The following is a 20,599-nucleotide window of genomic DNA, read 5'->3' as shown; positions in this document are numbered from 1 at the left end:
GTATTCCGGCTTAGCTCAGTTGGTAGAGCGCTTGACTGTTAATCAAGATGTCGTCAGTTCGAGTCTGACAGCCGGAGCAAAGAGAGAAGAGGATCAAAAGGTCCTCTTTTTTTGTGCCTGATGACGTTTAAGTGACTATGGCTATTATATTAGAAATACGTGAGCTAATTTTTAAAGAATGTGACATCAAACCTTTTTAACGATAAAATAATATTGGATATGTTTTATCTAAAGGAGGAAATCTCATGGTAGGAATTATTTTAGCCAGCCATGGTGGTTTTGCTGACGGTATTGCGGAATCTGCGCAGATGCTGTTTGGCGAACAAGATAATTTTGCTCATGTCATTTTGAAACCTGATGAAGGTCCAGATGATATTAGAGGCAAAATGGAAACGGCAATTGCTTCATTTGAAAATCAAGATGAAGTTTTGCTGATAGTTGATTTGTGGGGAGGTACGCCATTTAATCAAGCCAATGCACTGCTTGAAAAGCATCCTAATTGGGCTATTGTTACTGGTATGAACTTACCAATGGTTGTTGAAGCATTGACGCAGAGGATGACTAATCCTGATGCTACTGCTCATCTGATTGCGACTGCTATTGTTGAGCCGGCAAAGGATGGTATTAAAACCAAGCCAGCGGACTTAATGCCACAGGAATCTGCAGCAGCTCAAAAACAGTCCCAACCTGCTAATTCAGCTAATAAGAAAACTATTCCTGAAGGTACAGTTGTTGGTGATGGTCACATTAAGTTTGTCTTAGCGCGAATTGATTCACGTCTTTTGCATGGTCAGGTAGCAACGGGCTGGATACCGACTATGCACCCAGATCGTGTAATTGTAGTTTCCGATAGTGTAGCTAAAGACGAAATGCGTAAAAGCATGATTCGTGAAGCCGCTCCTGCAGGGGTCAAAGCACATACTGTTCCGTTGAAGAAAATGGTAGAGATTGCTAAAGATCCCCGTTTTGGTAATACACATGCCTTATTGCTTTTTGAAAACCCTGAAGATGTTTTAAAAGTAATCAAAGCAGGTGTTGACATTAAGACTGTTAATGTCGGTTCAATGTCTTACAAAGTCGGAGATGTCAATGCAAATAATGTATTGTCTATGAATCAAGAAGATGTTGATACTTTCCACGAACTTGAAAAACTGGGAGTCAAGTACGATGTGCGTAAAGTTCCAACAGATAAAGAAGGCAATATGGAAGCTATTTTAAATAAAGCTCAAAGTTTGCTTGACGAACAAAACAAGTAAGAGAATAGGAGTAAAAAATGAACGCTATTCAAATGATTTTAGTTGTCATAGTTGCCTTTCTTGCAGGTATGGAAGGCATCTTAGACCAATGGGAATTTCACCAACCATTAGTTGCTTGTACATTAATTGGTCTCGTAACTGGCAATCTGGTTTTAGGTGTTATCCTAGGTGGATATTTACAAATGATTGCCCTAGGCTGGGCTAACATTGGTGCTGCTGTTGCTCCTGATGCCGCCTTGGCTTCAGTAGCTTCCGCTATTATTTTGGTTCAAAGTGGTCAAGGAACAAAAGGTATTGGTATGGCTACTGGTATTGCCATGCCTTTGGCCGTTGCCGGACTCTTTTTAACCATGATCGTACGGACTATTTCTACTGGTATTGTCCACATTATGGATGCTGATGCTAAAAAGGGCGATTGGCGTAAAATTAATATGTGGCAATGGCTTGATGTTTGTCTACAAGGGTTGAGAATCGCTATTCCGGCTGCATTGCTGTTAGCTATTCCTGCTTCACAAGTTAGATACTGGCTGGGCTTAATGCCAGCATGGCTGAGCGATGGTATGTCAATCGGTGGTGCCATGGTCGTAGCTGTTGGTTATGCAATGGTTATCAACATGATGGCCAGTCGCGAAGTTTGGCCTTTCTTTGCCATCGGATTTGCTCTGGCAGCAATAAAAGATTTAACTTTGATTGCTTTAGGTGCAATTGGCTTAGCTTTAGCACTGATGTACTTATCTTTAGAGTCAAAAGGTGGCAATGGCGGTAGCTCAAATTCTGATAATGACGGTACCGGCGATCCACTCGGCGATATCATAGATGACTATTAGAGTGATATTTAAGAGGAGGATTTTATAATGGCTGATAAAAAAATAAAATTAACTAAAGCCGACCGCTTCAAAGTTATGTGGCACTCACAATTTTTGCAAGCTTCATGGAACTATGAAAGAATGCAGAACGGTGGTTATGCCTATTCACTTATTCCCGCTTTAAGGAAACTTTATCCTAAAAAGGATGATATGGCAGCTGCTTTACAAAGACACCTGGTATTCTTTAACGTTCACCCTTATCTGGTATCACCAATTTTAGGTGTTACTTTAGCCTTAGAGGAAGACAAGGCTAATGGTGCTAAAGTTGAAGATGAAGCTATTCAAGGTGTTAAGGTCGGAATGATGGGACCTTTGGCTGGCGTTGGTGACCCTGTATTCTGGTACACGGTAAGACCAATTGTTGGTGCCTTAGGTGCGTCAATGGCTATTCAGGGTAACGTTTTAGGACCGATTTTGTTCTTCGTTATTTGGAATGTAATTAGATTGGCCTTTATGTGGTATACACAGGAATTTGGTTACAAGGCCGGTTCGGCAATTACCAATGATATGTCTGGTGGTCTATTGCAAAAAGTAACTCGTGGCGCCTCCATGATGGGTATGTTTGTTTTAGGCTCCTTAATTGAACGCTGGGTTAACATTAAGTTCACTCCGATTGTTTCAAAGACACCAGTTCAAAAGGGTGGCTATATTGACTGGGGATCACTTCCTGCTGGTGCCAAAGGAATTCAGCAAGCTTTAATAGATCAAGCCAACGGCTTATCACTAACCAAGTTTAAAGTGACTACTTTGCAAAACAACTTGGATAGTTTAATCCCTGGTTTAGCCGGACTGCTGCTCACTTTCCTTTGTATGTGGCTATTAAAGAAGAAAGTTTCACCAATTTTGATCATTATTGCCATCTTTATTGTCGGTGTTGTTTTGCACGTTCTGCATGTGCTTTAATTTAAAATGGTTGAATCAAAAAATACTAAAGTTGATTTAACGGCAAATGCAACTTGGTTTCGTGCGTTATCAACATACGGTAAAGTAATGGTTGGAGATAAGGCGTTTGAATTCTATAATGAGCGCAATATCTCTGATTATGTCCAAATTCCGTGGCAAGAGGTTACCTACGTGGTAGCGGATGTTTATTTTCATGGACGCTATATACCTCGTTTTGAAATTCGCACTCGTGCAAGTGGTAAGTTTATTTTTACTACGCGAGACAATAAGAAAACTTTACGTGCTATTCGTCAATATGTTTCCGCTGAACATATGCGACAAGCGCTGGGATTATGGCAAAAAATCAAAAGAAGAATAAGACATAATTAAAAAAGTTCCTAGACAAAATCAATTGTCTAGGAATTTTTTAGTTAATTATTGGTTTTAATACTTATGTCTCCCACAACACCTAATTCCGCAGAATTTTCTGCTTCAAAGCTGGCATTGCTATGCCTTCTTTTCTTTGTGCCAAACTTTAGATACGGTTGACAAAACTGTAAAGATTAACAGAGCTGAAATCATAGAAATCCTGTTTGCAGGTAAAATTAATAGTAAAACAATCATCAAAATAAAAAAGATTAAAGTCATGTAATCTAAAAAAGGAAACCCTGGCATTTTGAAATCGGTAAGTTCTTGTTCAGGTGTCTTTTTCCGGTAGGCAATATGAGTTAAAAGCATCAGACACCAAATAATTAAAAACATACTGGTAGAGGTAGAGGAAATAAAATTAAAGGCCTCATTGCCGATGACAATGATAACAAAAGGTGCTAAGGCCATTAGGCAGGCTGATAGAGTTAAAGCATTTTGTGGTAATTGTCTTCTTAAATGACCAAATGTCTGGTTAAATTTACCCTTACCGTTAAAAGTAACAGAAAATAATAATCGGCCTGCACTATACAAAATACTATTAGTTGAAGAAACAGCTGCTGAAATGACAACAAAGTTGATAATTGAACCAGCATTGCGAATACCAGTTGCTGCTAAAGTCTGCACAAATGGGCTAGAGTTAGTAGCCACCTTATCCCAGGGAATAACGACCAAAATGGCGATAATAGCGAGAACATAAAATAATATTATCCGCATTGGTACTTCGTTAATAGCCTTTTTAATCGTTACCTTAGGATTTTGGGCTTCGGCAGCAGTCAATCCGACTAGTTCAACGCCAACAAAGCTAAAGATAACCATTTGAAAGCCAGAGAAAAAGCCGGTACTCCCTTTAGCAAAGAAGCCACCATGCGCAGACAAGTTAGCTAGAGTAACGGGACCAAAAGTGGTTTTGCCACCAGTTATTAACAAATAGGCTACTAAAATCACAAAAGCAATAACAGTCACAATTTTAATAATAGCAAAACTAAACTCCAAATTACCGAAAAGTCGGGCAGAAAGCAAATTAATAAATAGTAAAATTGCGATTGTGATCAAGCCAGGCACCCAGGTGGGCAAATGGGGAAACCAGTACTGGAAATATATACCTAGGGCTGTCATTTCTGCCATGCCTAACGTAACCCAACTAATCCAGTAAAGATAACCTGAGATAAAGCCAGTATTTTTACCTAAGTACTTTTCAATAAAATCAATATAGGTATGCTTGGATAAGTCTGAAACAATTAGCTCACCCAAAGCTCGCATTAGTAGAAATAAGAAAACACCAACGACGACATAAATCAGAATGACACTGGGACCGGCTCGTCTAATGCTATTACCTACGCCTAGAAATAAACCAGTACCAATTGTCCCACCCAGGGCAATCAATTGAATATGCGCGTTAGTCAAGGTTCGTTCGTAACCAGAACCGTTATTTTCCTCTTCTTCGCTCATTAAATCACTCCAAATACTTAAAAATTAGTTACATTATTAAATTATAGCATTATACATAAGCGTATGTTTTTAACAAAACCAAAATTTCGCTAAATTGTAAATTTTGTTATGTTAAAAAGGGCTTTATTTAAAGACAAATTGTAGTATCATATATTTTATTAAAAATAAATTAAGGAGGAAGATTTAATGTTTACCATTGGCCAATTTACTGTTAATAACTTGGATATTAGTTTGGTATTACCGGAAGTCAGTCATGCGGAAGCTTTATACGAAATTATTGTCCATGACCGTGATCAGCTGGCACATTTTTTACCTTGGGCAGGTAAGATTGCGAGTGTCAAAGATGAAGTTGATTTTATTAAGGCAATGCGAGTTGACACCGCTAATTATAAGAAACTGGTACTAGTTGTTCTTGTCAATGGCAAACCAGCGGGAATGGTTGACCTGCACAATATTAAGTTAAAAAATGAAAGCGGCGAAATTGGCTATTGGCTGGGGCAAAAATATCAGGGTAACGGAATCATGACTCAGGCCGTTAAAAAGTTAGTAGACGTGTCATTCAACCAGTTTGGATTACACAGTATTAAATTACTGGCAGATCATAATAATAAACCTAGTAGAGCCATTGCAGAGAGGCTGCACTTTGAATATGTGGCTAGGCTTAAAGATGAAGTTAAGTATCACGGTAAGTTCTGTGATATGGAGTTATATATCACATTTAATTCTAAAAACTAATCAAAAAAATTGCTGGTAAAATTTACCAGCAATTTTGTTATTTGTCTTCGTATCCTTGAGGATGAGTTTGGTGCCATTTCCATGCACTTGCCATTACATCTTCAGCGCTCTCGTGTTGTGGCTCCCAGCCTAAAATAGTTCTGGCTTTGGTTGAATCGGCAACTAAACTGTCAGGGTCACCTGCACGTCGTGGTCCCATAGTATATGGAATTTCAATATTGGTAACTTTACGAGCCGCTTGTAAGATCTCTAAGTTGGAATAACCATGAGCAGTTCCTAGGTTGAACACATCGGATTTATTGGTTTTAATTAAGTACTCTAAAGACAGCAAGTGTGCGTCGATGAGATCTTCGATTTGAACGTAATCTCTGACATTAGTGCCATCTTTAGTGTCGTAGTCATTACCAAAAATAGTAAATTTACCATCGCCACTGACAGCACTTTTTAAAATATTAGGAATTAAATGCGTTTCCGGAGAGTGATCTTCTCCAATTGACCCATCACTTGCAGCACCAGCAACGTTGAAATAGCGCAGTGCAATTGATTTGATACCATCAGCTTTATCTGCCCAATGCATGATTTTTTCCATCATTACTTTGGTTTCACCATAAGGGCTAATCGGATTAAGAGGTGAATCTTCAGTAATTGGCAATTTCTTAGGGATGCCGTAAGTTGCGGCACTTGAAGAAAAGACGAGGTAATTGACACCGGCATCTTTCATGGCTTCTAGGAGTGCGATCATACCTGAAACGTTATTATCATAGTATTTTAGTGGGTTTTGTACAGATTCAGGCACTAAAGAATATGCAGCAAAGTGCATAACTGCCTCAATTTTTTCTTGACGCAATATTTGGCTAACTAAAAACTTGTTTTCAATATCTCCATGGTAAAACTTGGCTTTAGGGTTGACTGCTTTTCTGTGTCCAGTGTACAAAGCGTCTAGGACAACAACATCATTATTTTGTTCAATTAATTTTTTAACAGCTACCGAGCCAATATACCCGGCACCGCCGATAACTAAAACGCGCATAAATTCCTCCAATTATTATATGGTAATGATCTTCTGTCTAAATTTTAGCACAGTCTGTTAATTTAAAAGACAATTATTGACAGTAAAATCATTTTGCAATACAGTTACTTTTAGTAAGATAGTTAGAAAGAAGTATCAAAATGATTCATAATTCCACAATTAACCAGCAAATTAATCATCGCTCTATCAGAAAATTTAAAGATCAAACACTAAGTGCAGAACAATTAAATACTTTGTACACCGTTTTTCAACATACAGCGACCAGCATGTTTATGCAAAATGCGACAATGCTTCATATTACTGATGAAAGTAAAAGGGCAAAAATCAGGGAATTGTGCGGACAAAAATATGTTGGTGCTGAAGGAGATTTGTTTATCTTTGTAGTTGATTTATACCGCAACCAACAAATTCGCCGCCAATTAGGTAAAGATGACGGACGTGTTCATACCACTGACATTTTCTTTCAGGGGATGGATGACACATTACTTGCTTGGCAAAATGTGGCTAATGCTGTTGAAAGTATGGATCTAGGCTATGTGCCTCTTGGCACCATTAATGATCATCCGTTAAAAATGCTAGACGTATTAGACTTGCCTAAGCTGACATTTCCAGCGTTAGGGATGCAAGTGGGTATTCCTGATCAAGAGCCGCAATTGAAACCGCGCTTGCCACTAGCATTTACAACTTTTGAAAATGAGTATCCGCGTGATTTTAAAGTGGTAGACTTGAAAGACTATGACCAAGTCGTTACCACTTACTATGACTTGCGGGATGCTAATAGACGTATTGATTCTTTTACCAAGCAAATAACTGGTGACAAGTTAAACGATAAGAGAATTGATCGTGACGAGTTGCCAGAATTGTTGCACAAGCAAGAGCTTTGCCTAGATTGGAAATAAAATAAAAGTCGCGCATTCGATTGCACGACTTTTTTTGTTTTGGTATAATTTAAACGTTGTGAAAGTTGCTGATTTAGCTCAGTTGGTAGAGCGTTTCCCTCGTAAAGAAAAGGTCGCCAGTTCGATTCTGGCAATCAGCATAACAAAGGCAAATATAGCATTAAAGCCCGTTGTATCAATCTTGATATGACGGGCTTTTGCTTGTTATGAAGTGTTTTAAATAGTTGTAAATTAATGTGAAATGTTGTGGTCAGTCACACTGCTAGTCACACAATGTGAAATAAGTTGAAAATTTGTCGTTATTAATTTTTCAGGAATGAACATAACTCTTGATGTAGCAGGCTTAATTGCTTGCTTTTTTGTGTGACTGAGTGTGACTAAGGAGATATATTACTTTTTCTTTAATAATTTATCTGTTTTAGCTCGATCGCAATTTTATGTTTCTCACAAAATTAGCAGCAATTAAAGTTGTTGTAGTAATAACTAAGTAAAAAATTATTAAATCGCTAAGAATAAGGATCGCTGCTTTCCAAATATTTTTTATTTATTATGGATTCCACTAGCCTTATTTTTTGACTAAGTTATAGAGTTATACCCATGTTATGTTTATTTAATAGATTTTGATGAGCATCGTGTTCAACAATATTAAGTTAGTTATGCAACAAGTTGCTAATGAGGCTGAATTAAGTTCTAAGATAAATAGTTGGAAGAGATTTACGGAATCTCTCTAAAGATTCTTAATGTATAAACAAAATAAAAAGAGAGAGCATCATAATAAATGAATTAGTTTGATATAAAATAAAATTATAGTTTTAGCTATCTCTTAGTTCCTATGAGTAATATGAGTGTATAAAATAAATTTTGTATTTTGACCATATCAGTGAATTCTAGATCACTATTCAATGTGATAGTTTTTATACTGTCTTGATTTTTATCAATTTATTTGTGAAATTTTTTAAACAATAGCACAGTAGTTGCTAACATATTTGTACTTTTTATGATTATAAAAGCAGGCAAGTATTCCGTACTCATAGAATAGGTATATGTCACCAAAATGTTTCATTCAAATCTAAGATATATCTTTATTTTTTTGAAAATAGTTTTAGATGTTACCAGTATTTAAATTAAGCTTTATAAAATTTGTTTTCTGAAATATTAGCAATTGAGCTTCGTATGTGTTATCAGTTGTTAATAATTTCATTACAAATAATTATAAAAATGGTAAATTATATTTTATAAAAATATGAAAGTTATCATTTACTTTTTAATTAATTTAATTTATACTCTGTTAAGTATTTACTAAGGAGAAATAGATGAAAAAGAAAACAAATATAGAAAAAGCAAACATAATAAACTTATTGATAAGTGGACAAACAAATAGTTTTGGTACACAAATTTTTGATTACGCTAATCAACTTGTAATTTCAGGATTAAGTAATAACACAAATCTTTATATGGGATTGTATCAAGGGGGGGAAGCAATAGCTGGTCTGCTATTCAATTTAGTGGGTGGCGTTTTTGCAGATAAAAAAAACAGAAAGAAATTATTAATTTATACAGATATCCTTTCAGGAATTGTAACATTGATAGTCTACTTAAACTATTCATCTAAAAAAGCTTGGAATTTAATAGTTGTAAACATAATTCTTGCAATTCTTTATTCTTTTAACAGTCCTGCATATAAAGCAATTATTAAAGATCTATTATCCAAAAAAAACATTTATAAATATAATTCGTATTCTAAATCAGTTTCTGAAGTAATAAATGTCTTGTCTCCTATACTAGGAATGATAATTATTAATGGATTTGGCTTTAAAATTGGAATGCTTATAAATTCGCTTAGTTTTTTTGTGTCAGCTTTAATTGAATGTAGATTAACACTTATAGTAAATGATAGAGCTATTGATTTAAAAAAACGAGATAACTTAATAGGTTCTTTTATAGAAGGAAGCCAATATATATGGAACAATAAAAAGTTACTGATTATCATAATTTCCAGTAGCTTAATAAATTTTTTCTTGGCAGGTTATAACTTTACATTGCCTTTTATTAATAAAATAAGTAACAGCAAAAATTTATACGCTTATGTATTGGTTGCCTCTTCAGTAGGTAATATCTTGGGTGCTTTATTGAATGGTATATCTAAAAAAAGTCTGACACCTGAAAGATATAGTAATTTCCTATTAGGTATGTCGTTAGCAACTTTACTTGTATCTATTTTCAAATTTAGTAATATATTAATTTTACTACTGATTTCATTAGCTATGCTTTGCCTTACATTTTTTAATATTCAAATGATTTCAGGTATTCAATCTGAAATACCTGATGAATTTATGGGTAGGGTTTTTGGTGCTGTTTTTACAATATCCACACTTTTTGCACCAATAGGTACATATACTTTTTCAATTTTAAATATTTTAGATTGGTCGGCTTTTATTATAATCGGTTTTGGAGAGTTTATTGTTTTTGTGCTGATGAAGTTTGGTCTTATATTTTTTAACTCACATCATTTAGATTAAGTGAAAGGATAAATAATGTTATTTTCAAATACAGTAAATGATAATTATAAAATTATTAATCACAGAAATGTGGACAAAATGATAGATGTGGAATTTTTACAAGATCTGTACAGTCAAGTTGATTTAGAAATTAATCCAGTACGGTTTAGAAATATTATTTCAATTTACAGAGATGGAATTTTTCAAGCTTATGCACCGGAAAAAGAGTGGAACTTTCTCCAGGAATATGTAGGTAATAAATTTCTTGAAAAAGATAGATCTTTTTTAATCGGATTGAATCATTACATAGAATTTCCCAAAACAGAACTAAAAAAACTTCTAAAATCGATAGCTCAACGGGACTTGAACTCTGATAGTCCTAAAATATTATGTCATACATTAATTAAATTACATTTTTGTGCTTTAAATGAAATTTATGGTATAAATTTGGTTCAAATTGAAGAAGGTCTACATTATGCCATTAAAAAATTTCTTCAAAGTGAACAAAACTTTGGTACTGATGCATTTAATTGGCTGTTGGGAGACTCACACTCTATTTTAACAGATGCAATTGAATTGAAAGTTTCTCTCTCTGAAAAGAAAAGAAAAGGGTTGATTACTAATAAAGAAGCCGAACAAATTTATACAAATCAATATGGTGGCTTAGAAACAGCATATGGTAATTTTAAGGAAAAAAATAGTAATAATGAAAAAGAAAAGCAATTTGTGAAAGATACTAATAAGGAAAGTTTTTTACCTTCTTATGGGAGAAGAAAAGATAAAATTGCATTTAAAAATATGGATTTAGCAATATGTTTGAGAAATTACAGTTCCAAAATTTTTGAATTAAGGGATAAAAATAAATTTTTAATGGGACAAGTATCAACAGAAAAAAACAGAGTATTCAATACTTTATTATCAAAACTAAAAATTTTGCCACAAGAGGGAAAATTCTATATGTTAATGGAATTGTATAAAGCAGTTTATGAAGATTATAGAGTTTCAAAAAATACTATAAAAGAGCGATCAAAAGGTGTCGTATTAAGTCGTAAGGAAAATATTAAAACAGAAGCAAATAGTAATACTAAATTATTGATTACTAATTTTGCCAGCAAAACCTCAAACAGTAGAACTTTAAAATTAATGAGAGGCGTACCTGTTAGCAGAGGTTTAGTTATTGGTAAAGCACACTTAGTTAATGATTCAACGGATAGTAACCAGTTAAAAAAGGGAGAAATATTAGTTGCACCTGGAACTGATTTTAATTTGGTAGATTCATTTTATGAGTGTGCAGGTTCTATTACTGAAGAAGGGGGAATTCTAAGTCACGCGTCAATAGTTGCAAGAGAATTAAAAAAGCCCTGTTTAGTTGGCATTAAAAACTTGATAAGAAAAATACAAAATAAAGACAATTTGATTCTTAATGGCACAATAGGATTAGTTGCAAATTTGAGAGATATTAATGTTGCTTTGATAGGAACTAAAATAGACGCTAAAATATTTGGTTCAAAGGTAGCTAGATTATCTTTACTAAAAAGAAAAGGCTACCCTGTTTTAGATGGAATTGCAATTTCGTTTGATCCAAAAAAATATAATTTATTAGAACTGAATGAAATATTATATAAATCTACTGTTAATATGTGGAAAACAAAATTTTTGATTATTAGAAGTTCCTCTTCTGAAGAGGATGGTTTGAAGTTTTCGATGGCTGGAAAATATGAATCAATAAAATGTAGTAATAATTTTAATTCATTTACCAAAACTTTAAGAAAAATGGAAAAGGCAAATCATCTTCAAATTTTTATCCAGCCGTATATAGCTAGCTCAATAGGAGGTGTTTCTTTTTTAGAAAAAAATACTAATAAATTTATCACAGAAGTTTCTGAAAATGGACCTCAAGATGTTGTCAAAGGAAAAGTGAATGAAAGATTTAGTGGGTATATTGATAATGAAATGAAAAATATAGACAAAGATTGGAAAAAAGAACTATTTTTACAACTTAAAAAAATTCAATCTGAGTTTTCTTTTGATATTGATGTCGAATGGACTATAGATAAATTTGGAAATTTCAAAATTTTTCAAGTTAGGCCAATTACTAGCAAGGAGGTATTTTATGACATTAAAAAAGAATGATTTTAACAAGTATATGAGTACGAAAGGGTATGATTATTTACCAGAAGTAAAATTAAATGAAAGTAAATCAAATACACTTTTTGTTGGCTCTTCAATTATGGGACATATGGATTTATTAGATGATAATAATTGCTTTAAATATGTGACTGAGCAGAGAATATTTACTAGCAAGAGATTTTCTGATATTGGGAAGTATCCTTTAGCGACTCCTTTCGAAGTTATGCTCTCTATTATTTGTCAAGAACATGGTGGCTTTTCATCTAGTCTATCAGATATTTTGAGCTTTTTAATTGATAAGATCAAATTAGCTAAAGATAGAATAATATTTTTAGCTCCTAAAAGTAGTGAGATTATGAGTGAGATAGTATCTATAGGGATAAGTGATAATAATATTATTAATTGGGAAAAAGATTTACCTCTATATTTAAATGATAATAATAAAGGAACATATGTAAAGCTGTTTTATCCGTATAACAATGGACTCATGCCAATAGGAACAATAGGAATCATTAAAAAGAATAGTAATGAATTTATTGACAGCGCCCTTTTTTTAGAACGATTAAGTTTTATGGAAGCTGGAAAAAACGATTGGTTTGAAGATAGATATTTTGAGAATGCGATTAAATATTTAAAAAAGAGTTTTTCCATTAAAGAATCTAGAATTCTGGCTATTAATATTAGAGCATTTCTCATTTTATATGAAGATGGATTAAGAATAGAAAATAATAGTGCAGGCTATATTTTAAAAAAAATGCTTAGAGTGATGCTATCTGAATTAGATATATTGAATATTTCTACAATAAAAATTAATAGCATAATTTCTTTTTCTTCTAAAGATCTTGAGTTACTTGGCTATTCAGTTAGTCAAGTAACTCGAGAAATATTATTTAAAGATTTAATTAGAGAAATTAATAAATATAATACTAATCAGATAAGAGCTCTAAATAAGTTAAATAAAATCAATGGTAAAGGGAAAATAACATCAGATAATTTATTGAAATTACATGAAGAGAATGGCTTATCAATAGCAACAACGAAGAAATGGGCGAGTGATAATGGTATTGCTTTACCTATGAATATATTTGATAAAAATAATAAATTCTGGTTGAGAAATGAATTATATAAATTTAGTAATGATAAAAATAATGTAGATCCTAGAAAGACATTATATTTAGCAGGGAGGAAAAGATTATGAAAAGAGCATTAGTTATAGGTGGCTTTAGAAGCTATCATATTAAACTAAAGGAAAGGGGGTATATCATTGATATAATTAAAGAAAAACACAAAATAAAGTCAGATGATAGCAATTTATATAATTTAATAATAGGAATAAATGAAAAAGATTACTTAAATCGAAATTTTATAGAAAATATAAGCAGCTTTTTGGATAAAAATAATTATGATCTAATTTATAATTATTCAGAAAAAGGGCAAGAATTTACAGCAGTGTTATGTAAGATATTAAATTTTCCTTACCATTCTTTTTCTACTGTTAAGGCAGTAAATAATAAGTTTGTGATGAGAGAAAAAATGTGCGGAACTGAATATGATAATATTGAATATAAATTACTTCATTGTAAGAATGATATTCTTTCCCTAAGTAAAACTTGTGATTGGATTTTAAAGCCACTTAATTCCTGGGGAAGTACGGATATTTTAAAATATTCACCACGAAATTTTAAAATAAGTGATTTGGATAATTTGAAATTTCCTATCTTAGCTGAAGAATTTATAAATGGACAAGAGTATAGTGTAGAAGCTTTTGTTCATAAAAATAATATTGAAATTTTGTCAATTACGAAAAAATTTATTGATAAGATAACTTTTGTGGAAATTGGGCATACGGTTAGAGAAAGTCTTGATATTGAAACAATGCACAAAATAGAAGGATTTTTGAGAGTTGTTTTCAATAGACTTGGAATTGAAAGTGGAATTACACATACCGAATTTAAATTGGTAAACGATAAAATATTTCTAATTGAAACTCATATTCGTATGGGAGGAGATAATATTTCTGAAGCAATTAGTCTTGCAACTGGTGTAAATGTTGATGATTTAATTATAGATGAAAGTATTGATAAGCAATTGCCTAATTTCTGTCCTCAAAAAAATATACCAGTTTCGATTTGGTTTGCTCTACCCAAAAAAGTCGGTTATCTTAAGAAAGCAGAGTTTAAATGTTCTAAAACTGCTAATATACTGGATGAAGATATATTAATCTCTTCGGGCACCTTTTTACCTAAATTGCATAGTTCTTTTGAAAGAGTAGCTGTAGTACTAGCTACCGGAACTAATAGAGAAGATTCGTTAGACAATGCCCGAAAAAGAGTTAAAGAGTTAGTAACGACTATTGAAAAGAAATAGTATGAAAGTTTTAGAAAAAATATGCATTAAATCTATAATTTGTATAGGAATAATTATTTGTCTTGTATGTATGAAACAAGGGGATTACTTAAAGAAAGAGCAAAAAGTTATCACTATAGGTTATCAGATACCAACATCTGTAACTTGGGGTGCAACTATTATGAAAAGAAAATATTTGGTAGAAAAAGAATTAGAGAAGGAGGGGTTTAAGAATTATAAAGTTGAGTGGAAAAGTACACAAAGTGGTTCCCCATTAGTTAATCTAATGAAATCAGGTAAATTGGATATTGCTTTTTTGGGAGATATGCCAGCAATAATAGCTTTGAGTAAAAGCCAAAAGACAAAGTCGTATGATCCAAAGCTAATTGGGATAGATGGCTTTGGCAAAAACGGGGTTGGTCAATGTATAGTTGTAAGAAAAAAAGATAAAATAAACTCAGTAAAACAGCTTGGAAATAAAAGAGTAGCAACATCGTTTGGTTCAAGTGCAGATAGATTGTTGAGAGAAGCATTTACTTTTTCGAAAATTAAGCATAAAAAGCCAATAGAATATATGGACTTAAATGTTGCAAAATTATCTTTGGACAAAGGTAATGTTGATGCAATTTCTGTTTGGGCTCCATATACGGTTTTAACAGCGTCAAGAGAATATAAAGATATTTTTGATGGCAAAAAAACTAAAAGAAACTATATAAGTTTAGTTGTAGCTAATAAGAGTACGTTACAAAATTATCGAGTCTTAAATGCCGTTAAAAAGGCATTAATGAGGTCTCATAAAATTATTAATAAGAAAAAAAGCAATGCAATTAAATGTAGTGCATATGAAACGGGATTTAACAGAAAAATTGTGAATAAGGTTTTTAAGATAATATCATATAAAAGTATAAAGCCCGAAGACTATATCAATACTATAAAGTCAGACTTTATGTTTATAAATCGAACAAAACTTGTTAAGCAAAATTATACATGGGAAGAATTTAAAAATGAAAAAATTATATTTTAAAGTTATTGATTTAATTCTTACTGTTTTAATTTGCTATTTAATTATTTATTTTATGGCGAAATATTTATTTAATTTTTTTTGTTTGAATAATTTTCCAAATTTTATGAGAATAATTGAAGCATTTAAAGAACTTAGTTTTCATAATTCTTTGTATAAAGATCTTTTAAGTACGTTTACAAGAATTTTAATTGGTGGTAGCGTTGGCGAAATATTTAGCATTTTTTTTTCATTATTAGCAGTTAAATTAAAGGCTTTTGGAAAGGTATTAAAAGGAATCGTAGGAATCTTTGCACATGCTCCAATTATTGCTTTAATTCCTTTAGTAATCTTAATTACTCCTGATACAGAATCGAGTATTTTATTGATAATATCTATATCTAGCTTTCTTGGAACGTTTGATTATAATATATCAATTATCCGAAAAATATCTTCTTGGAATAAATATTATATTGCATTATTTTATAAAAGAAATATAATAAGCGATTTTGTAGTTTCGATACCTTATTTTTTACATTATCTCCCGACTTCAATATCGTATAGCTTTTCATCTAGTTGGACTACTGTTGTAACTGCTGAGGTTCTGTCAGGAACAACTGGTGTTGGATTCAGATTGTGGCAATCCTTTTCAATTTTAGACTTTCCCCAAATGATTGTTTATTTGATAATAATAATAGGTTGCGGTGAAATAGGAAGAGCTTTCATAGACAGTATTGGATATTTAGTAAAGAAATTAAAAAATGTATAAATATAAGAAAAAAGAGATAATAATAAACGACTTAAAAAAATATGTGGGTAATGAAGTTTTATTTGAATGCGAGCAATTTCGTATTAAGTATAGGGACAGAATGGGTATTGTAGGAAACTCTGGAATTGGCAAAACGACGTTCTTAAATATGCTAGCTGGTTTAGATAAAAAATTCGATGGAATAATAGAAAACAATTTTAATAGAACGTTTTTTGTTCCACAATTTGATGAATTCCCAAATTGGCTTGGGGTTAATTATATAATTAGAAGAGCTAAACATTTATCTAAAATCAGTGATATACAAGGAAATTTCATAATTGATCAATTAGGTTTAAACAGTTTATTCCAGCAGAAATATGGCACTCTTTCGGGAGGACAAAGAAAAGTAGTTTTAGTAGGTGTCGCATTACTAAGTTTACCAGATCTTTTAATATTAGATGAAGCTTTTAATGGAATAGATGACAATAAGAGAAGAGAACTGTTTACTTTTCTTAATAAATGGATAGAAAATAATAAAATTACACTTATATTTGTTAGTCATAATAAAAACGATTTGGCATTGCTAACAAATAAAGTTATAAAAATTAAAAATAAGAGGATAACTTTCTAATATGAAAATAAAAATCGGTCAATATGATATACCTGAGATAAAATTTTGTGATCTAAATAAAGAAAATGAAATTAAAGATGAAATGTTCCTTGGTGGACGACTAGGAATAATTAAGTTAGGAAATCAAAAACACAGAGGAATTATTGCAATAGACAAGCTGCATCCCCATACTTTATTTGATATTATGTTAGCCTTTTCAAGCTTAGATGGGATTGATGAAATTATTAATAATAAAAAAGAATTTAAAACTATTTTGCAGACAGGGATTGATATTCAAAAAAAAATAGAGAATTTTAAGTTAGAAAAGAAATTTAAAATATATCCTGAAACCACAAAACTAATTTATAATATTTCATCAAATATTTCTAATAAATCAGCAATGTCGCTACCAGCTTTTCACCTACATATTAACACTTTTTCTAGCTATGAACTGAATAAATTGAAAATTAAAGAGATTAATCTAAGTGAATTTGATAAAAAACTAGAGGAGGCGTGTGTTTATTTCAAATATTTGTTTAATAAACGATCTATAGGAATCAAAAAAAGCAAAAAATATGGCTTAGGGGTTGGTATTAATGTAATTACAGAATGGAAGCAGTTTTGTGAAATTGATTTAGAAAAATTAGTTTTTATTCTTCAAGAAATTCATTTTGCAATGCTTGATGTAGCAAATAAGTATTACAATTGCTTCTGCAATTATGGTGTAAGCATTTATAAGCAAAAAAAGATAATTATTTTAATTCAACCTAAGTATGGGACCTCTATTGGAGCAGCTGGAGCAATGCAATGGAAAGGAAAAGTAGATTTTTCTATTCCTCAGAGAAGCTCAGGTGTATTTGATAAAGAGACTTTACAGCGAAGAAAAAGATTTCAAGACTATGTACTTTCGAATTTTTAAGGAGAAAAAATGATAATATTAATTCATGAATTTGGCTATCAAAGTGTTAAGACGTTTGTAGAAACTATACGAAAAAATGAGAATCTTAAGGTTATAATTCATACATATAAGAAAAAAACTTTTCCAAGTTATATCGACACAATTGAACTTGATGATTTTTCTATAGAAAATATTGTTGAAGCGGTTGAAAATATTTCGAAAAATATAAGTAATGAGAATGTTGGATGTGTGACCTTTGACGAAAATTTAGTAGAATTATGTGGCATACTAAATGACAGAAATTCTAGATCAAATAAAAAATGTTTGTCTGCAGTTACTTCATATTTGTTGACAGACAAACTATTAATGAGGTCATTTCTTGGAAATATTGTACCAGAACCTAATTTTTCAGAATATACAGGAAAAGAAAATGCAAAGAAGTTTTTAAAAACAAACCCGAATGGTATAGTGTTAAAGCCGAGAGCCTTATATTCAAGCCGTGGGCAATACTATGTCAATAAAGAGTCAGATCTTAATCATATTCCAATCTCGTTAAATAATTATTTGATGGAGGAAAAAGTAAATTATACCAGCATGTATACAAGCGACGGCTTGTATACTAATGGCAATATTTTTGTTACTATTCATCAGTATGGTGAAAAAATCTCTGATTCTGAAAAAAATACTGCTCCTTTAAAAGTTAAAACAGCTGATTTGTATGAGAAAGATCCAAAATTAATAAAAAAAATAGAAAAGATGGCAAAAAACATTTTAATCAATGTTTCAACTAATGCAGAGGTTATTCCTTTTCACTTTGAATGGTTTGTTGATACTAAAAAACGAACAATTAAATTTTGTGAGGGAGCAGCAAGATTTGGAGGAGCATATATTCCTGAACTGATTATGGCAGAATATAATGTAGATGTTAAACAAATGTATGCTAAATTGTTGACTAGTTCAACAGACGCTATAATATTGGGTAATTTAAAACTACGTAATAGACTGACTTCAATTTCGTTTTCACCACGTTTTTCTTCACTAAATCAAAAAAAATTAATAAATAATATGTTAGATTTTCCTAATTGGATACTATTTAAAAAATCCTATCTCGATAATCGGAAAGTAATCATAACAGAAGAAAATTGGATGACTATTCAGGCTTATACTGTTGTTTTTAATTATTCTTCTCAATTAGATCTTGAAAAGAAAGAAAAAATATTGTTGAATTTGTTAAAGCCAAATAAGATATAACGATTTAAATAAAAAGGCGATGTTTTAATTTTAGTAATGTCGTTAAGTTAAGAAATACTTTTTCTTATAGAGTTACAATTTTGATCAATTGTAACTCTTTTTAATTGAAGCTTGTTAAATTCAAATAGTTATTTAGCTTTTAGGCAGTTTAGCGTACAGCCTAAAAAAGTATACATTTCTATAATTACATTGTTATTAATACACTATTATAGTATTTTGATCTGAACCCTAAAATTAGGACAAATTAATTTCAGGGTTCAGATCATTTTTTATTGGGGTAGTGCATTTTATTTTATGTGTGTTGGGTTTGTGTATTAAAAAAAGAATTTTGGAATTTATTTATCAGAATTATAATTTCTTCATCTGTCTCTTTAATTGAGGAATTTAAGAGTGTTTTTCCTACAATGATATGTGCAGATGTGATTGAAGTAATTGGTGGAATAGCGTAGCCAGAATTGTTTATTATTTCCATATTTTCAACCCCAATTTTAGCTATTTTACTTATTAAGGATTTAATTAGTCCGATAACAGAATTAATGATTGCTTTAGTTTCTTTTCTAGGCATCGTGTTTAACTGATTTATTTCTTTACTTAAACTTTTGTATAAGTTCTTGTATCTTAAGAATTTAAAGTTTTTGTCCAGTGAATTGGATTGGTTTTCGTCAAAGATATTTCTTAATAGAAGAGATTCAATTTTTTTGATTGCTAATATTAAGAAATTATATATTGACTCATTGTCTATGTAACTTTTGTTTAGTAACTCTATTGGTACTTTTGTGTTAAAAGCATAGAATTTTGGAAAAATTGCTTCCCCACTATTGATTGTGTTAAATAATTCAGGTGTTAGTAATCCAGCTCTACCTATAGAAGTGTCATAATTGATTTTTAGCCACGTCACAACTGAAGTTAATTGAATGTTACTTAATATCCTGTCTGTTTCAAACATTATAAAATTTCTTGCTATTTCATAAGTACATATTGGATCAATTAGCGTAGCTATCTGTTCATAACCGCGTCTAATTAAATCTTCTTTTAAAGTCTCTTGGTTAAGAGATTTAAACTCTGGAAATTTACGTTTTTTTGGTGTATCGCGAATTTTTGTCAAAACATCGCAGATATATGAAAAGACTTTATCCATAAATGGAATAATTTCTGCTCCATTAGCGAAAATTGTTTCAATATAATCTTTGTTTAATAAATTTGCGATAGCTTGTCGCTGAACACCATTTATAGGACGTTTAGGATTTTTGGAGGTTAAATTAGTCCAATCTGAAAAAGTTGAAGGAATCAATATCTTTGCTTTTCCCAATTTTTGAAATCTATCTACTTTGTATTGAATCTTATCATTTTCGTTTTCAATTAGACTGTTGATTTTTTTAATAACTTGAATATCACTAATATGTTTTTCTTTTTTATAACTATTGATTAATTCGGCTAATGTACTTGGAATTCTTGGTAGTTTAGGCATTTTTTACTCCGTTTTTTTCTGAATTTTTTCGGGAACCTTTTTCTTGATTAAAAGGCATATACTCAATTGTGAAGATTAAATCTGATTGCAATCAAAGACATCTT

The 20,599-nt window shown here is 31.5% G+C and carries 18 protein-coding genes and 2 tRNA genes; 17 read left to right on the top strand and 3 right to left on the bottom strand.

All coding sequences use genetic code 11. The annotated features are described in order from the left end of the window. The first annotated feature begins 4 nt into the window (after positions 1–4). The 5 genes from ACFQ32_RS09235 to ACFQ32_RS09215 all read left to right on the top strand — a co-directional run bounded on the left by ACFQ32_RS09235 (position 5) and on the right by ACFQ32_RS09215 (position 3,394). Positions 5–77: transfer RNA gene (locus tag ACFQ32_RS09235), tRNA-Asn, on the top strand. Between the two features lie 168 nt (positions 78–245). Beyond that, a complete protein-coding gene (locus tag ACFQ32_RS09230; protein WP_046324357.1) occupies positions 246–1,256 on the top strand; it encodes a mannose/fructose/sorbose PTS transporter subunit IIA in 1,011 nt (336 codons plus the stop codon). A gap of 17 nt (positions 1,257–1,273) precedes the next feature. Beyond that, complete coding sequence (locus tag ACFQ32_RS09225; protein ID WP_046324358.1) at positions 1,274–2,083, top strand: PTS mannose/fructose/sorbose transporter subunit IIC; 810 nt, start codon at positions 1,274–1,276, stop codon at positions 2,081–2,083. A 27-nt stretch (positions 2,084–2,110) separates the two neighbouring features. Next, on the top strand, positions 2,111–3,025 hold the full coding sequence (locus tag ACFQ32_RS09220) for a PTS system mannose/fructose/sorbose family transporter subunit IID (protein ID WP_046324359.1): 915 nt from the start codon (positions 2,111–2,113) through the stop codon (positions 3,023–3,025). A 6-nt stretch (positions 3,026–3,031) separates the two neighbouring features. Then, entirely contained in the window at positions 3,032–3,394 is a 363-nt protein-coding gene (locus ACFQ32_RS09215; RefSeq protein WP_046324360.1) for a DUF956 family protein, read from the top strand. 117 nt (positions 3,395–3,511) lie between these two features. Here ACFQ32_RS09215 and ACFQ32_RS09210 read toward each other — a convergent pair whose 3' ends face one another. Continuing rightward, complete coding sequence (locus tag ACFQ32_RS09210) at positions 3,512–4,882, bottom strand: amino acid permease (RefSeq protein WP_046324361.1); 1,371 nt, start codon at positions 4,880–4,882, stop codon at positions 3,512–3,514. A gap of 186 nt (positions 4,883–5,068) precedes the next feature. Between ACFQ32_RS09210 and ACFQ32_RS09205 the strand changes: the two genes are divergently transcribed. Next, positions 5,069–5,617 (top strand): GNAT family N-acetyltransferase, encoded by a 549-nt coding sequence (locus tag ACFQ32_RS09205; protein ID WP_046324362.1) that lies wholly within the window; start codon positions 5,069–5,071, stop codon positions 5,615–5,617. Positions 5,618–5,654: 37 nt separating this feature from the next. On the opposite strand, the gene galE is transcribed toward ACFQ32_RS09205, so the two are convergent. Next, entirely contained in the window at positions 5,655–6,647 is a 993-nt protein-coding gene (galE, locus tag ACFQ32_RS09200; RefSeq protein WP_034980556.1) for a UDP-glucose 4-epimerase GalE, read from the bottom strand. Positions 6,648–6,787: 140 nt separating this feature from the next. Between galE and ACFQ32_RS09195 the strand changes: the two genes are divergently transcribed. The 11 genes from ACFQ32_RS09195 to ACFQ32_RS09145 all read left to right on the top strand — a co-directional run bounded on the left by ACFQ32_RS09195 (position 6,788) and on the right by ACFQ32_RS09145 (position 19,027). After that, entirely contained in the window at positions 6,788–7,546 is a 759-nt protein-coding gene (locus ACFQ32_RS09195) for an NADPH-dependent oxidoreductase (RefSeq protein ID WP_046324363.1), read from the top strand. A gap of 67 nt (positions 7,547–7,613) precedes the next feature. Further along, positions 7,614–7,686, top strand: a tRNA-Thr gene (locus ACFQ32_RS09190). 1,173 nt (positions 7,687–8,859) lie between these two features. Further along, the gene (locus ACFQ32_RS09185; protein ID WP_046324364.1) at positions 8,860–10,065 is read left to right on the top strand and encodes an MFS transporter; all 1,206 of its coding nucleotides are present in this window, start codon (positions 8,860–8,862) and stop codon (positions 10,063–10,065) included. Between the two features lie 15 nt (positions 10,066–10,080). Then, positions 10,081–12,177 (top strand): PEP-utilizing enzyme, encoded by a 2,097-nt coding sequence (locus ACFQ32_RS09180; protein ID WP_046324365.1) that lies wholly within the window; start codon positions 10,081–10,083, stop codon positions 12,175–12,177. After that, positions 12,158–13,372 (top strand): alanine--tRNA ligase-related protein, encoded by a 1,215-nt coding sequence (locus ACFQ32_RS09175; protein ID WP_046324366.1) that lies wholly within the window; start codon positions 12,158–12,160, stop codon positions 13,370–13,372. Before ACFQ32_RS09180 ends, ACFQ32_RS09175 begins: the two co-directional genes overlap by 20 nt. Beyond that, the gene (locus ACFQ32_RS09170) at positions 13,369–14,541 is read left to right on the top strand and encodes an ATP-grasp domain-containing protein (RefSeq protein ID WP_046324367.1); all 1,173 of its coding nucleotides are present in this window, start codon (positions 13,369–13,371) and stop codon (positions 14,539–14,541) included. Before ACFQ32_RS09175 ends, ACFQ32_RS09170 begins: the two co-directional genes overlap by 4 nt. A gap of 1 nt (position 14,542) precedes the next feature. Further along, positions 14,543–15,544: an ABC transporter substrate-binding protein gene (locus ACFQ32_RS09165; RefSeq protein WP_052724622.1), complete on the top strand. Its 1,002-nt coding sequence runs from the start codon at positions 14,543–14,545 to the stop codon at positions 15,542–15,544. Continuing rightward, the gene (locus ACFQ32_RS09160) at positions 15,525–16,289 is read left to right on the top strand and encodes a hypothetical protein (protein WP_046324368.1); all 765 of its coding nucleotides are present in this window, start codon (positions 15,525–15,527) and stop codon (positions 16,287–16,289) included. The genes ACFQ32_RS09165 and ACFQ32_RS09160 overlap by 20 nt, the downstream gene beginning before the upstream one ends. Next, complete coding sequence (locus ACFQ32_RS09155) at positions 16,282–16,899, top strand: ATP-binding cassette domain-containing protein (RefSeq protein ID WP_046324369.1); 618 nt, start codon at positions 16,282–16,284, stop codon at positions 16,897–16,899. Before ACFQ32_RS09160 ends, ACFQ32_RS09155 begins: the two co-directional genes overlap by 8 nt. Position 16,900: 1 nt before the next feature. Continuing rightward, positions 16,901–17,797 carry a hypothetical protein gene (locus tag ACFQ32_RS09150; protein ID WP_046324370.1) on the top strand — a complete coding sequence of 299 codons (897 nt, stop codon included), beginning with the start codon at positions 16,901–16,903 and terminating at the stop codon, positions 17,795–17,797. Between the two features lie 9 nt (positions 17,798–17,806). Further along, positions 17,807–19,027, top strand: coding sequence for a hypothetical protein (locus ACFQ32_RS09145; RefSeq protein WP_046324371.1), 1,221 nt, complete (start codon positions 17,807–17,809; stop codon positions 19,025–19,027). A 292-nt stretch (positions 19,028–19,319) separates the two neighbouring features. Here the strand turns inward: ACFQ32_RS09145 and ACFQ32_RS09140 are convergent, their stop codons facing one another. Continuing rightward, positions 19,320–20,495 carry a hypothetical protein gene (locus ACFQ32_RS09140; protein ID WP_046324372.1) on the bottom strand — a complete coding sequence of 392 codons (1,176 nt, stop codon included), beginning with the start codon at positions 20,493–20,495 and terminating at the stop codon, positions 19,320–19,322. Between the last annotated feature and the right edge of the window lie 104 nt (positions 20,496–20,599).

Origin of the sequence: Lactobacillus melliventris, assembly GCF_042679465.1 — a bacterium.
Lineage (GTDB): Bacteria > Bacillota > Bacilli > Lactobacillales > Lactobacillaceae > Lactobacillus > Lactobacillus melliventris.
Note: the sequence above shows the minus strand (reverse complement) of the source record. Positions and strands in the feature narration are given on the sequence as shown.

Bases quoted from the DNA above. Each gene is read 5' to 3' on its own strand.
- ACFQ32_RS09230 (WP_046324357.1), top strand. From the start codon at position 246: ATGGTAGGAATTATTTTAGCCAGCCATGGTGGTTTTGCTGACGGTATT.
- ACFQ32_RS09225 (WP_046324358.1), top strand. From the start codon at position 1,274: ATGAACGCTATTCAAATGATTTTAGTTGTCATAGTTGCCTTTCTTGCA.
- ACFQ32_RS09220 (WP_046324359.1), top strand. From the start codon at position 2,111: ATGGCTGATAAAAAAATAAAATTAACTAAAGCCGACCGCTTCAAAGTT.
- ACFQ32_RS09215 (WP_046324360.1), top strand. From the start codon at position 3,032: ATGGTTGAATCAAAAAATACTAAAGTTGATTTAACGGCAAATGCAACT.
- ACFQ32_RS09210 (WP_046324361.1), bottom strand. From the start codon at position 4,882: ATGAGCGAAGAAGAGGAAAATAACGGTTCTGGTTACGAACGAACCTTG.
- ACFQ32_RS09205 (WP_046324362.1), top strand. From the start codon at position 5,069: ATGTTTACCATTGGCCAATTTACTGTTAATAACTTGGATATTAGTTTG.
- galE (WP_034980556.1), bottom strand. From the start codon at position 6,647: ATGCGCGTTTTAGTTATCGGCGGTGCCGGGTATATTGGCTCGGTAGCT.
- ACFQ32_RS09195 (WP_046324363.1), top strand. From the start codon at position 6,788: ATGATTCATAATTCCACAATTAACCAGCAAATTAATCATCGCTCTATC.
- ACFQ32_RS09185 (WP_046324364.1), top strand. From the start codon at position 8,860: ATGAAAAAGAAAACAAATATAGAAAAAGCAAACATAATAAACTTATTG.
- ACFQ32_RS09180 (WP_046324365.1), top strand. From the start codon at position 10,081: ATGTTATTTTCAAATACAGTAAATGATAATTATAAAATTATTAATCAC.
- ACFQ32_RS09175 (WP_046324366.1), top strand. From the start codon at position 12,158: ATGACATTAAAAAAGAATGATTTTAACAAGTATATGAGTACGAAAGGG.
- ACFQ32_RS09170 (WP_046324367.1), top strand. From the start codon at position 13,369: ATGAAAAGAGCATTAGTTATAGGTGGCTTTAGAAGCTATCATATTAAA.
- ACFQ32_RS09165 (WP_052724622.1), top strand. From the start codon at position 14,543: ATGAAAGTTTTAGAAAAAATATGCATTAAATCTATAATTTGTATAGGA.
- ACFQ32_RS09160 (WP_046324368.1), top strand. From the start codon at position 15,525: ATGAAAAAATTATATTTTAAAGTTATTGATTTAATTCTTACTGTTTTA.
- ACFQ32_RS09155 (WP_046324369.1), top strand. From the start codon at position 16,282: ATGTATAAATATAAGAAAAAAGAGATAATAATAAACGACTTAAAAAAA.
- ACFQ32_RS09150 (WP_046324370.1), top strand. From the start codon at position 16,901: ATGAAAATAAAAATCGGTCAATATGATATACCTGAGATAAAATTTTGT.
- ACFQ32_RS09145 (WP_046324371.1), top strand. From the start codon at position 17,807: ATGATAATATTAATTCATGAATTTGGCTATCAAAGTGTTAAGACGTTT.
- ACFQ32_RS09140 (WP_046324372.1), bottom strand. From the start codon at position 20,495: ATGCCTAAACTACCAAGAATTCCAAGTACATTAGCCGAATTAATCAAT.